The following is a 13,304-nucleotide window of genomic DNA, read 5'->3' on the forward strand; positions in this document are numbered from 1 at the left end:
TTCGTCGTGTCCCTGTCGGACACCGTTCAGGCCGGCACCGGCTTGCGCTCCTGGAGGCTGATCGTCTCCTCCTCCAGGTTCACCACGGCGCGGGTCGGGTCCCACTTGATCGCCATGCAGGCGAGCAGGCCGATCAGAGGCACCACCGCCAGGACCATCAGGCTGTTGCCCACCCCGATGCCCGCCTGGAGCTGCGGGAACAGGTAAAGGCCCGCGACCGATCCGAGGCTGCCGAGCATGCCGGTCACGCCGGTGCCCAGGGTGCGGATGTCACTGCGGTACGACAGCGCCGCGATCGACTTGCCGTTGGGGCCGGGGCCGGCGGAGTGGAAGAAGATGAACAGCACCGGCAGCAGGGCGGCCAGTCCGACGGGCAGTTCCTTGAACGTCGCGCCCATGACGAGCAGGGCGACGAACACCACGGCGTACCCGGCCATCGAGCTGATCCGCAGGCCCAGCCGGCGGCCGAAGTAGGCCGACAGGCAGCCGCCGACGATGCCGACCGCGTTGAACGCCATGGACCCCATGGTCGCCTTCTCGAACTCCTTGCCGAACAGCTCAAGGCTGATCACCGGCAGGTACCAGCCCACGGCGAAGTACTGCATGGCCTGGGTGAGGGAGATGACGGTCGACAGCATGGTCCGCGGCAGGTAGGGCTTGCGGAAGAGCACGCCCGCGTCCCGGAACCCGACCTGGCGCGCGGCGGCGGCGGCCTGACCGGTCTCCTGCGGGCCCTCCTGCACGGCGAACCCGTACATCCGGCGCAGGCTCGCCACGGACTCCCGCAGCCTGCCCTTGGACGCCAGCCAGGTGGGGCTCTCCACCAGGAAGGAGAGCTGCAGCACCAGCAGGACGAGCGCGAAGGCGGCCGAGGAGCCGACGGACCAGCGCCAGATGTCGGCGCCGACGTCGAACTTGTAGAACACCAGGGTGAGCAGGAGGTTGATGGTCGTCGCGGTGTACCAGACGCCCTGCCAGAAGTTGAGCCTGCCCTTGAGGGAGGCGGGGGTGTACTCGGCGAGCAGCGCCATGGCCACGGCGAAGTCGATGCCGTAGGCGATGCCCACCAGGGCCCGCCCGGCGAAGACCGTCTGGAAATCCGAGCCGGCCGCGGTCAGCAGGGCGCCGAGCGCGAAGACGACCTTCGTGATCATCAGCGGTTTGATCCGGCCGATCCGCGCGGCGAGCCAGCCGCCGAAGGGATTGGAGATGATCGCGATCGCCGGGGCCATCGCGGTGAGCACGCCGACCTGCGTGGGTGACAGGTCCAACTGCTTGACCATGGGGGACAGTCCCGCCCCCAGCGCCGCGTTGGAGTAGGCGTCCAGGAACAGCCCCGCCAGGGCGAGGAACCAGATCCAGTTCGCCCTGCCGCTCAGGCTCTTGAGGGTGTCGATGAGATCGGCCGCGTCTCCCGCGTTGCGGATGACCACCGTTCTCGGGTTCGCGAGGCTGTCGTTCATGCCCAGCCGCCTTTCAGGGGGGTTTGGATCCCTTGCCAGCGGTCTAGGAACGACAAAAAGCACAGACGAAGACCACTGACAGGGATGTCTTCGTCTGTGCCTGCCGTTTACGGGACGTTATGCCCAGGTCATCCGCTATGTCAAGAGGTGTGGCACAGACGTGACAATCAGGGGCATTCATCCTAAAGTCGCCCACTATGCCCTATGTCGTGCAAGCCGTATGGACCGCCCGCGACGGCGAGGAGAACGCCGTCGCCGACATCATCCGGCTCATCACCCCACTGTCCCGCCGGGAACCGGGCAACCTCGCCTACCAGGCTCATGTCTCCGTCGACGACCCCCGGCGATTCATGATCTACGAGCGGTACGTCGACGCCGCGGCCTTCGAGGCGCACCGCGCCTCCGAGCACTTCCAGAAGCACGTCGTCGGCGACTGCCTGCCCGCCTCGCCTCCCGGGAGGTCGTCGCCTACGAGCCCCTCGACCCCTGAGCCGCCCCGCCCGACGACCCCTGGGGCCGCCCCGCCCGTCGCTCCCTGGGCCGCCCTCCCCGACGGCTCACGACGGTTGAGCAGGCGACCTCACCGGTCGCGTCTCAGTCGTCGTGGGCGATGAGCATGAGCTGCCGCCACAGCAGCACGACGAACACCGCGGAACCGGCGAAGGCGAACCAGAACGGCGCCGCGACGCCGAAGCGGGTGGCCAGGAGGCCGCCGATCAACGAGCCGACCACCAGGCCGGCATAGACGCAGAGGGTGTTGACGCTGCCCACCCGGCCCTGGAGTTCGCTCGGGACCGCGCGCTGGCGGACGGTGACCGAGGTCGTGCCCCAGATGAACGCGTGCGCGCCGAAGACCAGGAAGATGGCCCCGGCGACCCACGGCGAATGGGTCAGGGCCAGGCCCAGGTGGGTGAGCGTCTCGATGATGAGCCCGACCCGCATCAGGGCGCCGAGGCTCACCCTGCGGGTGATGGCCCCGTACAGGCCGGTACCGACCAGGCCGCCGATCCCGCCGATGGTGGTCATCAGGCCGAACCCCATGGCGCCGAGGCCGAGCTGCTCCTGGGTGTAGAGGACGAGAACCGACCAGGCCGCGCCGAACGTGAAGTTGAAGATCAGGATGGTGAGCGCCAGCGTGCGGACCGCGGCGTGCCGGATGGTCCAGGTGAACCCGGCGACGAGCTCCCGTACGGTGCCGGCCCCGGGGTCGCCGGCCTGCCGGCCGTGCGGCGGCAACGCGATCCGGGAGACCAGGACGATCCCCGCCATCACCAGGAGCAGCTGGGCCGCGAACGGCCAGGTGAAGCCCAGGCCGAACAGTGCCGCGCCGATCGGCGGCCCGGCGAGCTGATTGAGCGTGATGAATCCCGTACCCAGGCGGGCGTTGGCGATGACGAGATCGTCCTTGCCGACCATCATGGGCGTCAGCGTGGCCGTCGCGCTGTCGGCGAACACCTCGGCGATGGACCGGAGCGTGAGCGCCACCAGCGCCGTCACCACGGTCACGGTGCCGGTCACCATGAGCGCGACGAGCGCCGCCAGCACCATGACCCGTACCGCGTTCGCGACGAGCACGATCCTGCGCCGGTCGTGCCGATCCGACAGCACCCCCGCGTACAGGCTGAACAGCAGCGGCGGCGCCCAGCTCACCAGGGCCGACAGCGAGATCATCAGCGGGTCGCGGGTCAACGTCGCGATCAGCAGCGGGCCCGCGGCGGCCGCGACCCCGTCACCGAGATTCGTCAGCCAGCTCGAGGCCAGCAGCCACCGGAACCCTGTCCCCAGCCGGGCAGGAAGGGCCCTCTCCACCACTGTGATCACGAGCGCAAAACCATACGTTTCGCAGGGATCCGCGGCAACGCATTTTCACCGCCACGCGCCGGCGGCGCCCTGCTCCGCGACCGGCGCACCCGATCGGACAGGCCCGCCGGCGGCCACGGCCGACCCGGGAAAACGACGAGATCCCGCCCGATCGAGCCGATCGGACGGGATCTCGTCAACCACCTTCGGGCCGCCTCATGAACGGCCCCGCGGTGGAGCTATGGGGATTCGAACCCCAGACCTCCTCCATGCCATGGAGGCGCGCTACCAGCTGCGCCATAGCCCCTTGCGGTGCAGATGAAATCTTAGCCCACTTCGGACACCCCGCGTGCCATCCGGCTGGAGACGAGGGCGACCCCCGCGGAGATCACGGTGCTCACCGTGATGACGGCGAAGCACAGGACGTAGGCGTCCCGGGACGGCACCGCCGTCCCGGCGATGGTGACCGAGGTCAGGATCGCCGCCGTGACCGCCCCGGAGACGCTGCCGCCGATGGCGCGGACCAGGGAGTTGATGCCGCTGGCGATGCCGCTCTCGCTCATCGGGACGTGCTGTACGGCCAGCGTCCCCAGCGCCGCGTAGGCGATCCCGAAGCCCAGTCCCTGCAGCGCGTTGGAGCAGACCAGGTCGAGCACGGAGGCGTTGGAGAGGGTGAACCAGCCGAACCCGGCCGCGGTGAGGGTCGCGCCGAGGGCCAGGCAGCGGGCCGCCCCGAGCCGCGCGGACAGGCGGCCGGCCATGAAGGAGGCGCCCAGCATGGTCACCGTGCTGGGCAGAGCGTAGACGCCGACGTCGAGGACCGACCCGCCGAAGCCGTACCCGGCCGCGGGCGGCGTCTGGACGAAGCTGGAGACCAGGGTGAAGAACCCGAACATCGCGAAGCCCAGCAGCAGCGAGGCGAGGTTGGCCTGCAGGGAGTGGCGCCCGGCGAGCAGGTGGAGCCGCACCATGGGGGCCCGCATCCGGAGCTGGCTGAACGCCCACACCGCGCACAGCGCCGCGGCGCCCGCGAACAGGCCGATGACGCGCCCTGAGCCCCATCCCCAGTCGTTGCCCTTGGAGATGCCCAGCAGCAGGCAGACGAGCCAGCAGGACAGCAGGACCGCGCCGATGACGTCGGGACGGCCTCCGGCCCTGGCCCCGCCGTCGTGGGCGGTCAGCGCGATGAGCACGAGCGCGGCCGCCGCCAGGGCCGCGGTGATCCAGAAGACCGGGTGGTGGCTGGTGGTGCGGTCGGCGATGACCCCGGTGACGATCATGCCCATGTTGCCGCCGACGCCCATGGTGGCGCTGACCACGCCGATGGCCGTCATCACCCGGGTCCTCGGGAAGCTGTCCCTGATCATGCCGATGGCCAGCGGGATCACCGCCGCCGACGCGCCCTGCAGGGCGCGGCCGGCGATCAGCGTGGCGAGGGTGCCGGACAGGGCGCAGACGACCGATCCGAGGGCGAGCAGGCCGACGGTGAGGAGGATCATCCGCTTCTTGCCGTACATGTCCCCCATGCGGGACAGAAGGGGCGTGGCGACCGCACCGGCCAGCAGCGAGGCGGTGAAGACCCAGGTGACCTCGGCCACCGGCACCCCGAAGGAGACCATCAGGCGGGGCAGCAGCGGGATCACCACGGTCTGCTGTACCGAGACCACCATTCCGGCGATCGACAGGGCGAGCAGGGTCGGCCACAGCCGCCCGCTCCGCCGTTCGACACCCGGCTCGACGACGACTGCCCCTGCCACGGTCCCCCCGTTCCCCGGCCCTTCGCAAAGGAATGGTAGATCGTAACCGGGACGCGCCCAATGGGCGTCCGTGCGGTACCGGGGAAATCGTGACAGAAGCCGTGACATCCCGGTGGCTCCGGTCACGGGGCGCGTGCCCGCGCGTCCGGTCACTGCCGCCGGACCGTACGCCCTGACCGGTCACTGCCGCCGGACCGTACGCCCTGACCGGTCGCGGCCGAAGGGCCGCGTCCCCGCGTCAGCCCGCGGTGGTGCGCATGGTCAGCTCGGCGCCGTCCTCAGACAGGTCCAGGGCGACGGCGACCGCGCCGAGTTCGGAGGTGCGCGACAGGTGCGTGCCCCCGCAGGGGATGGAGACCTCCGCCCCGGGCAGGCCGCAGTGCCAGGTCCGGCGGGCGGTCAGCTCGGGGCCCGGGCTGTCGATCCAGACCGGGGCGTCGGCCGCCACCCACTCCTTGAGCAGGGCGTTCGCCCGCTCGGCGATCTCCGGCAGCTCCGCGGACAGCCCTTCGGCCGAGAACCCCCTACGGCGCAGCGACTTGCCCAGGCGGTAGACGTCCACGCTGCCGCCCGGCACGATCCGCGAGGAGGTGATGGCCGTCTGGTCGAAGTCGGGGTGTCCCAGCCCGTCGGCGGGGACCTCCTTGCGCCACCGCCCGGCCAGCGCCGCGTTGAGCGCGAGCGCGGCGAGGTGGCAGGCGGTGTGCCCGGCCGACAGGGCGCGGCGGGCTTCGGCCTCCACCGCCAGCTCGACCTCGGTGTCCGTCACCGGGGCGTCGGTCACGTGGACGACCAGCCAGCTCCAGCCGGGCGTGCCGCGGCGCACCGGGATGTCCGGGCCGAGGTGGACGGTCTCCTCGCCTTCCATCACGGCCCCGGTCACGCAGTCGGCGACGGGCAGGCCGCCGATCGTTCCGGTGTCCGCGGGCTGGTCGGGCCAGGTGTGGTCGAGGGGGTGGAACGGGGTCTCGGCCACGACCGTGCCGTGGCGCCCGCCCACCGGGAAGGTCGCCACGACCGCCGAGCGCCCCCTGACCTCGCCCGCCGGATAGCTGACCAACGTCGATCCGCCGATGTTCATCCCCACATCATGCAGCATGCGGGTACGGTCCGCGTCGCCCCCGTCGGGACGCGGACCGTACCCGCACGCGCGGCGGAGGTCAGCGGGGCAGTGCCCGCTCGTCCTCCAGGTAGCGGTCGCGGCCCGCGTACCAGCCGGCCACCAGCTGCACCAGGACCACCGCGATCAGCAGCAGGTAGCTGGTCGCCCAGCCGCCGGTGGCCTCGTGCATCACGCCGACCAGCAGCGGCCCGGCGCCCGCGATGAGGTAGCCGACGCTCTGCCCGAAGCCGGACAGCGCGGCGGTGGCCTCGGGGGTGCGGGTGCGCAGCGCGAGCATGGTCAGCGCGAGCGGGAAGGACCCCATGCCGATGGCGATGAGCAGCGTGGACAGCCAGGCCAGGGAGGGCGGGGCGAGCCAGAGGCCGAGGAAGCCGACCAGGTAGAAGACCACGAAGGCCGCCACCACCGGCCGCTGGTCGGCGAACCTGGTGGCCACCGCGGGTACGGCCATCGAGACCGGGATGCTGATGGCGGTGAAGACGCCCAGCAGCAGCCCGGCCTGCCCGGTGGTGTAGCCGCCGTCGATGAGGATCTTCGCCAGGAATCCGAACATGATGTAGGCCACCATGCTCTGGGTGCCGAAGTACGCGGCGACGGCCCAGGCGAGCCTGCTGCGCACCAGGGTTCCGGTGCCGAGGTCCTTGCTGCCCGCGTCCCGCTCCGGCTCACTGCGCAGAAGCGCAAGCCACGGAATGACGGCGACTGCGGCCAGCGCCGCCCACACACCCAGCGCAACGTGCCAGTTGCCGTCGGCGGCCCGCTCGATCGGCACGGTCGCGGCGGCGGCGAGCATCGTGCCGACCGCGAGCGCGGTGGTGTAGACGGTTGTCATGGTCCCGGCCCGGCCGGGGAAGTGGCGCTTGATCAGGGTGGGGATGAGCACGTTGCCCACCGCGCCGCCCGACAGCGCCAGGGCGCTGCTGACCAGGAAGATCCCCGCCGAGCCCACCACCGCGCGGACCAGCAGGCCCACGCCGAGCACGACCAGGGCGGCCAGCAGCAGCCGGTGCTCGCCGGTCTTCCTCGCCAGCGTCGGCGTCACCGCGCCGACCGTGGCGAAGATCAGCACCGGGAGGGTGGTGAGGAGGCCGACCCCGACCCCGGACATGCCGAGGCCGGAGGAGATCTGGTCGAGAACCGGCCCCACGCTGGTGACGGCGGTGCGCAGGTTCAGGGCGGCGAGGATGATCCCCGCCACGAGCAACCAGGCCAAAGATCCTGACGATCCACCGGTGCGGCTGCGCGTCTCCTGGGTGAGCACGCTCATACGGGTTCCAGACCTCCGTCAGTTGACTCGTCGAATCGTAGGATGATTGGCTGACTCAACTGTAACAGGGGTCAAATGGCGATTTGTTCCTGCCCCGGAAAACCCATGACAACATGAAAACCGGGCCACCGCGCCCCTTTACAGGACGTGGCCCGGTTTCCCGTTCCCCGGCGCGTACGGCGGAGGATCCGCCGTACCGCGCCCCAGGAGATCGGCCTCCGCGCCGGTCGCGTCAGATGACCGGACCGGTGGCGGGCGGCGGCTCCTCGCCGAGCCGACGGCCGGCCGGCGGCACCGGGCCGCTGCCGGGCGGGGGCAGCGAGGGGCTCGGGGGGAAGTTCTGCCCGCCGACGGTGCCCGGCGGGACCGGCCCGCCGATGCCGCCGCCGACGTCGGTCACCCCGCCGGCGCCGGTCACGCCGCCGGGGACGCCGCCGACGCCCGCCTCCCTGTCCTGCGGGCCCGGCACGTCACCGCGCCACGCGCCGGTCTCGCCGCCGCGCGCCTCGATGAACGTCTTGAAACGCTCCAGGTCACCGCGGACGCGCGTGCGGACGATCTGCAGCCAGTCGCCCATCTTCTCGACGAAGCCCTCCGGGTCGTACTCCATCTGGAGCGTGACCCGGGCGCTCTCGGGACCCAGGTGGTGGAAGGTCACCACACCGGCCTGGTGGGGGCGGTCCACCGACTTCCAGGCCACCCGCTCGTCCGGGTGCTGCTCGGTGATCTCGGCCTCGAACTCGCGACGGACCCCGGCGATCTCGACGACCCACGCCGTACGGGTGTCCGTCAGCTGCTTGATCGACTCGACGCCTTCCATGAACTCGGGAAAGCTCTCGAACTGGGTCCACTGGTTGTATGCCGTACGGATCGGCACGTTCACGTCGATCGACTGTTCGATCGTGCTCACAGTCCTGCCTCCCTTTTCGGTGTACGGGGTGCAGAGCTGCCCGATGCGGTACGGCTCTAACTAACGACGCCTCAAAAGCCAGTAAAGCCCCACGAACGGCAGAACCAGCGGGATGAACACGTAGCCGCTGCCGTAGCCGGACCAGACCGTGGCGCTCGGGAACGCCGCCGGGTCCGCCATGCTGAGCGTCCCGACCACGAGCACCCCGGCCAGCTCCACGCAGCAGGCGGTCAGCGCCAGCCGGCGGTTCCCCCTGGCCAGCGCCACGGTGAGCACCAGGTAGACGGCGGCGGCGAAGGCCGACAGCGCGTACGCCAGCGGGGCCTCGGAGAACCGCGTCGCGATCTGCACGGCGGCGCGCGCGCCCGCGGCCAGCGTGAACAGCCCGTACGCCGCGACCAGGGCGCGCCCCGGCCCGCTGCCGATCGCAGGCTCGCCCCCGCCTCGGCGGCCGCCGTCCCGGTCGTGCCCGCCGCGCCCGGTCACCGGCTCCTCCCCCTCCGGCGCGCCGCCGGCCGCCGCGCCGCTCACGCCGCGCCCTGCCAGAGCTGCAGCAGCCGGCCGACCATGACGCAGACGGCGAAGCCGCCCACCGCGACCACGACCGCCCCCCAGCGTGAGCGCTCGGCGAGCCCGAGGAACGCCGCCGCGGGCGGGATGATCAGGACTCCGACGAGATAACCGACGAAGGTGGCCGTCTCCTTGATCCCCTGGCCGCCCGTCAGCTCGGCGATCGCCAGCCCCGCCTGGACGAGCAGGGCGACCTCCAGCACCGCCAGCGCGCCGAGCAGTACGGTCCCCATCGCGCGGCCGCGGGCGGCGGTGACGGCGCCCGCCACGACGATCAGCAACGACAGCGCGATCAGCGCCGCCGCGAACGGGCCGATCACCGGGACATCACAGGGGCTGCGGACATGGGCATCAGCGTACTGCCCGGACGCCCCGCCCCCCGCGCCGCGGCGTCCGGGTCCCGGCTCGCGCGCCCGGGGCACCTCCACCCGGTCCGCGGCCGGCGGTCCCCTCCGCGGGTCCCGGCTCGTGCGCCCGGGGCGCCGTCCCGCGGCCTTCCGGGTTCCGGTTCGCGGGCCTTCGCCCGTACCGGCCGCAGCGGGCGCGAACCGGCCCGCGCGGCGGGGCCTAAGCTTGGGCGGGTGGAGAGAATCCTGGTCAGCGCCTGCCTGATGGGCCGCCGGGTCCGCTACGACGGCGCCGCCAAGACGAGCGACGACGCGCTGCTGGCCGCCTGGCGGAAGGAGGGGCGGCTCATCCCCTTCTGCCCCGAGGTGTCGGGCGGCCTGCCCGTTCCGCGGCCCGCCGCCGAGATCGAGGGCGGCGCCGGGGGCGCGGCCGTGCTGGACGGCGCCGCCCGGGTGCTGACCGCCGCCGGAGCCGACGTCACCGGGGCGTTCCTGGCGGGCGCGCACGCGGCGCTGGAGGCCGCCCGCGCGTCCGGTGTCAGGCTGGCGATCCTGAAGGAGGCGAGCCCCTCCTGCGGCAGCCTCGTCGTCCACGACGGCGCCTTCGGCGGCGGGCGCGTGCCCGGCGACGGCGTCACCACCGCGCTGCTGCTGCGGCACGGCATCGCGGTCTTCGGCGAGGACCGCATCGCCGAGGCCGGTCTGCGGCTGCGCGAACTGGAGCGGGCCGCCGCTCCCGGAGAGCGGCGGGACCCCGTCTGATCGGCCGGTTCCTGAGGCCGATGCGGCCGCGCGGGCCCGCGCCCTCCCGGAAGAGCCCGGCGACGCCGGTCCCGGGGTGGTCGTATCCGCCGACCCGATGTGCGATCGGGCACCGCCGCACGGCGTACGGTGGGGCCGTTCCCGAAACCATCCGCAGGAAGCCGCCCCGTGACCGCCTCCCGTGCGACCCCCGACGCCGCCCCCGACGCCACTGCGATCCAGCCGTCGGCCCCCGCCCCTCCGACGTCTTCCGCCCCGGCGGCGCCCCCCGTCCCGTCCCGGGGCGCGGCCCGCCTCCTGCTGTCACCGTGGGCACGCCTTGCGCTGCTCGTCCTGCTCCTGGGAGCGGCCGCCGGGGCGGTACTGCTCTGGGAGCCCCAGCGGTCGCTCACCTCCGGCGCGGGCGGCCTCGCGTCCGGGGTCTGGGCGGGACCGGCCTTCGTGGCCGTCTACGCGCTGGGCACGTTCGCCTTCGTCCCCAAGCCGGCGTTGAGCGCCGCCGCCGGCGCCCTGTTCGGCATCGCCTACGGCCTGCCCCTCGCCGTGGCGGGCACCACCGTGGGCGCGGTGACCGCCTTCGCCGCCGCCCGGCTGCTCGGCCGGGACGCCCTGCGGCCGCTGCTGCGGGGCCGGGTCCTGACCGCGCTCGACCGGCGGCTCACCCGTCACGGGTTCGGCGGCGTGCTGGCGCTGCGCCTGCTGCCGGGGGTGCCGTTCGCCGCGGTCAACCTCGGCGCCGCCCTCTCCGGGGTGCGGCCGGGGCCGTTCATCGCGGCGACGCTGCTGGGCACGGTGCCGGGGAACGCCGTCTACGTGGTCGCCGGAGCGTCGGCCTCCGCGCCCGCCTCACCCGTGACGTGGATCGCCGGCGCCGGGTGTGCCGTCCTGCTGGGCGCCGTCCCCCTGTGGCGGGCGGCCGTACGGCGGCGCGCCGCGCGTTCCTCCCCGGCCGCGTCCTCATGATCCGGCCGCGTCCTTGTGATCCGGCCGCGCCTTTGTGATCCGGCCGGAAAAACGACGAGATCCCGCCTGATCGTCTTGATCAGGCGGGATCTCGTCGGTCACCCCCGGGCCGTTCCGGGAACGGCCCCGCGGTGGAGCTATGGGGATTCGAACCCCAGACCTCCTCCATGCCATGGAGGCGCGCTACCAGCTGCGCCATAGCCCCTGGTCACCGCTCCGAGTGTTCTCGTCGCGGCGCTTGGGAAGCATATAGGGAAGCGGCGCGATCGCCTAATCGGCCGCGGTGCGGCCCGCACCCGGCGCGGCCGGGCGCGAGTCCACGCGGCCTCGAAGCGGTCGTCGCCGATGACGGCGGCGGGGCCACGAACCCGCGCGACGTCGGGGACGGTCGCCGTCGGCGGGGCCGCGGGTGGCCGCGAGCCCGCGCGACGTCAGGACTGCGTCGCCTCGGGGCTGTCGTCGCTCTGCACCGGCTCGGGAAGGGTGCCGGCGTTGTGCTCCATCAGGCGCCAGCCCTTGCGTCCCTCCTCCAGGACCGACCACGAGCAGTTGCCCAGGCCGCCCAGGGTCGGCCACAGCTCCTCCGGCAGGCCCATGAGCCGGGCGACGCCGAGACGGATCGCCGCCCCGTGGGAGGCGACCACCAGCAGCCCGTCCGGCGCCAGCCGGTCCGCCCAGCGGCGGACCGCCGACGACACCCGCTCGGCGACGTGGGTGACGGGCTCACCGCCGGGCGCCTCCCAGTCGGCGAACTCCCGGGGCCAGCCGGCGGCGATCTCCGCGCGGGTCAGCCCCTCCCACTCGCCGCCGCCCCGCTCGCGGAGGTCCTTGTCCACCGCCACGTCGAGACGGGTGAGGCGGCCGAGCGCCGCGGCGGTGTCGTACGCCCTCCGCAGGTCGGACGAGACGATCATGGTGGGCCTGAGGGCGGCGAGCAACGACGCGGCGCGGGCCGCCTGGGCCAGGCCCGTCTCGTCCAGCGGGATGTCGGTGTGCCCCTGGAAGCGCTTCTCGACGTTCCAGAGGGTCTGGCCGTGCCTCAGGCAGACGACACGGCGGCTCACTCAGATACCGCCCGGCGGGCGCGCTGGGCGGCGGCCTGGGCCACGCTGTCCGGCAGGGAGATGGAGGGGCAGTCCTTCCACAGGCGCTCAAGGGCGTAGAAGGTGCGGTCCTCCTCGTGCTGGACGTGCACGACGATGTCGATGTAGTCGAGGAGGACCCAGCGGCCCTCGCGCTCGCCCTCCCGGCGGACGGGCTTGGCGTCGGCCTGGAGCCGCAGCCTCTCCTCGATCTCGTCGACGATGGCGCGGACCTGGCGGTCGTTGGAGGCGGAGCAGAGCAGGAAGGCGTCAGTGATGACGAGCTGGTCGCTCACGTCGTAGGCGAGAATGTCGTCGGCCAGCTTGTCGGCGGCGGCCTCTGCGGCGATTCTGACGAGCTGGACGGATCTGTCGGTTGCGGTCACGGTGTCGGTTAGTCCTCCTGTAGTCGGCGCTGTCACCTACCAGGGTGCCCCATCGGGAGCCCCCGAAGAACTGCCGCGATCACAGCGCCTGTCATGTTGCCACCCCATTACAACGCCCGGCGGGCACCGCCCGATTCCGTTCCGGTCACGAAGTCCCCGCGCGGGCCGACGCCGTACGGCCCGCGGCCGGGTCAGGCCTCGGGGTCGCGGTACAGGCCGCGCTTGTTGATGTACTGCACGATGCCGTCGGGCACGAGATACCAGATGGGCTCGCCCGCGGCCACCCGGTCGCGGCACTCCGACGACGAGATGGCCAGCGCCGGGATCTCCACCAGGCTGACCCGGCCCTCGGGGAGGCCGGGGTCGCGCAGCACGTGGCCGGGCCGGGTGGCGCCCACGAAGTGGGCGATGGTGAACAGCTCGTCGACGTCGCGCCAGCTCAGGATCTGCGCCAGCGCGTCGGCGCCGGTGATGAAGAACAGCTCGGTGTCCGGGCCCCGCTCGGTGGAGATCTCCCGCAGCGTGTCGATGGTGAAGGTCGGCCCCGGCCGGTCGATGTCCACCCGGCTCACCGAGAAGCGCGGGTTGGAGGCCGTCGCGATGACCGTCATCAGGTAGCGGTCCTCCGGCGCGGAGACCGTCTTGTCGGCCTTCTGCCAGGGGCGCCCGGTGGGCACGAAGACCACCTCGTCGAGGTCGAAGTGGTGGGCGACCTCACTGGCGGCCACCAGGTGACCGTGGTGGATGGGATCGAAGGTGCCGCCCATGACGCCCAGGCGCCGCTTTCCCCCGCGGCCAGACGCGTTCATCATGGAAGGACCCTAGCGCGCGGCCCGCGACCGGCTTTCCCCCGGTCCCGCGCACACCAGGCGGG

The 13,304-nt window shown here is 72.5% G+C and carries 14 protein-coding genes and 2 tRNA genes; 3 read left to right on the top strand and 13 right to left on the bottom strand.

Annotation, left to right across the window (positions count from 1 at the left end; translation table 11 throughout):
* Positions 1 to 26: 26 nt before the first annotated feature.
* A complete protein-coding gene (locus IEZ10_RS07215; RefSeq protein WP_189245640.1) occupies positions 27 to 1,463 on the bottom strand; it encodes an MFS transporter in 1,437 nt (478 codons plus the stop codon).
* Between the two features lie 197 nt (positions 1,464 to 1,660).
* Between IEZ10_RS07215 and IEZ10_RS07220 the strand changes: the two genes are divergently transcribed.
* Positions 1,661 to 2,077 carry a putative quinol monooxygenase gene (locus IEZ10_RS07220; RefSeq protein WP_229811027.1) on the top strand — a complete coding sequence of 139 codons (417 nt, stop codon included), beginning with the start codon at positions 1,661 to 1,663 and terminating at the stop codon, positions 2,075 to 2,077.
* On the opposite strand, the gene IEZ10_RS07225 is transcribed toward IEZ10_RS07220, so the two are convergent.
* The 8 genes from IEZ10_RS07225 to IEZ10_RS07260 form a co-directional block, all read right to left on the bottom strand.
* Positions 2,058 to 3,284 (bottom strand): MFS transporter, encoded by a 1,227-nt coding sequence (locus tag IEZ10_RS07225; RefSeq protein WP_189245641.1) that lies wholly within the window; start codon positions 3,282 to 3,284, stop codon positions 2,058 to 2,060. The two genes, IEZ10_RS07220 and IEZ10_RS07225, sit on opposite strands and share 20 nt — an antisense overlap.
* A gap of 213 nt (positions 3,285 to 3,497) precedes the next feature.
* A tRNA-Ala gene (locus IEZ10_RS07230) sits at positions 3,498 to 3,570 on the bottom strand.
* 19 nt (positions 3,571 to 3,589) lie between these two features.
* Positions 3,590 to 5,020: an MFS transporter gene (locus tag IEZ10_RS07235; RefSeq protein WP_229811028.1), complete on the bottom strand. Its 1,431-nt coding sequence runs from the start codon at positions 5,018 to 5,020 to the stop codon at positions 3,590 to 3,592.
* Positions 5,021 to 5,258: 238 nt separating this feature from the next.
* Complete coding sequence (locus IEZ10_RS07240) at positions 5,259 to 6,119, bottom strand: alanyl-tRNA editing protein (RefSeq protein WP_229811029.1); 861 nt, start codon at positions 6,117 to 6,119, stop codon at positions 5,259 to 5,261.
* 61 nt (positions 6,120 to 6,180) lie between these two features.
* Entirely contained in the window at positions 6,181 to 7,410 is a 1,230-nt protein-coding gene (locus IEZ10_RS07245; RefSeq protein WP_189245642.1) for a CynX/NimT family MFS transporter, read from the bottom strand.
* A 232-nt stretch (positions 7,411 to 7,642) separates the two neighbouring features.
* Complete coding sequence (locus IEZ10_RS07250; RefSeq protein ID WP_189245643.1) at positions 7,643 to 8,320, bottom strand: SRPBCC family protein; 678 nt, start codon at positions 8,318 to 8,320, stop codon at positions 7,643 to 7,645.
* Between the two features lie 60 nt (positions 8,321 to 8,380).
* A complete protein-coding gene (locus tag IEZ10_RS07255; RefSeq protein ID WP_189245747.1) occupies positions 8,381 to 8,746 on the bottom strand; it encodes a hypothetical protein in 366 nt (121 codons plus the stop codon).
* Between the two features lie 101 nt (positions 8,747 to 8,847).
* Positions 8,848 to 9,210: a hypothetical protein gene (locus IEZ10_RS07260; RefSeq protein ID WP_189245644.1), complete on the bottom strand. Its 363-nt coding sequence runs from the start codon at positions 9,208 to 9,210 to the stop codon at positions 8,848 to 8,850.
* A 261-nt stretch (positions 9,211 to 9,471) separates the two neighbouring features.
* Between IEZ10_RS07260 and IEZ10_RS07265 the strand changes: the two genes are divergently transcribed.
* Positions 9,472 to 9,999, top strand: coding sequence for a 2-thiouracil desulfurase family protein (locus IEZ10_RS07265; RefSeq protein ID WP_189245645.1), 528 nt, complete (start codon positions 9,472 to 9,474; stop codon positions 9,997 to 9,999).
* Positions 10,000 to 10,167: 168 nt separating this feature from the next.
* Positions 10,168 to 10,962, top strand: coding sequence for a TVP38/TMEM64 family protein (locus tag IEZ10_RS07270; protein ID WP_189245646.1), 795 nt, complete (start codon positions 10,168 to 10,170; stop codon positions 10,960 to 10,962).
* A 132-nt stretch (positions 10,963 to 11,094) separates the two neighbouring features.
* On the opposite strand, the gene IEZ10_RS07275 is transcribed toward IEZ10_RS07270, so the two are convergent.
* From IEZ10_RS07275 to nadD, 4 genes are all read right to left on the bottom strand, one after another.
* A tRNA-Ala gene (locus IEZ10_RS07275) sits at positions 11,095 to 11,167 on the bottom strand.
* 226 nt (positions 11,168 to 11,393) lie between these two features.
* Positions 11,394 to 12,026, bottom strand: coding sequence for a histidine phosphatase family protein (locus tag IEZ10_RS07280; RefSeq protein ID WP_189245647.1), 633 nt, complete (start codon positions 12,024 to 12,026; stop codon positions 11,394 to 11,396).
* Positions 12,023 to 12,430 (bottom strand): ribosome silencing factor, encoded by a 408-nt coding sequence (rsfS, locus tag IEZ10_RS07285; RefSeq protein ID WP_189245648.1) that lies wholly within the window; start codon positions 12,428 to 12,430, stop codon positions 12,023 to 12,025. The genes IEZ10_RS07280 and rsfS overlap by 4 nt, the downstream gene beginning before the upstream one ends.
* A 191-nt stretch (positions 12,431 to 12,621) precedes the next feature.
* Positions 12,622 to 13,242: a nicotinate-nucleotide adenylyltransferase gene (nadD, locus tag IEZ10_RS07290; RefSeq protein ID WP_189245649.1), complete on the bottom strand. Its 621-nt coding sequence runs from the start codon at positions 13,240 to 13,242 to the stop codon at positions 12,622 to 12,624.
* Positions 13,243 to 13,304 lie beyond the last annotated feature (62 nt).

Source organism: Streptosporangium pseudovulgare, from assembly GCF_014648055.1.
GTDB lineage: Bacteria > Actinomycetota > Actinomycetes > Streptosporangiales > Streptosporangiaceae > Streptosporangium > Streptosporangium pseudovulgare.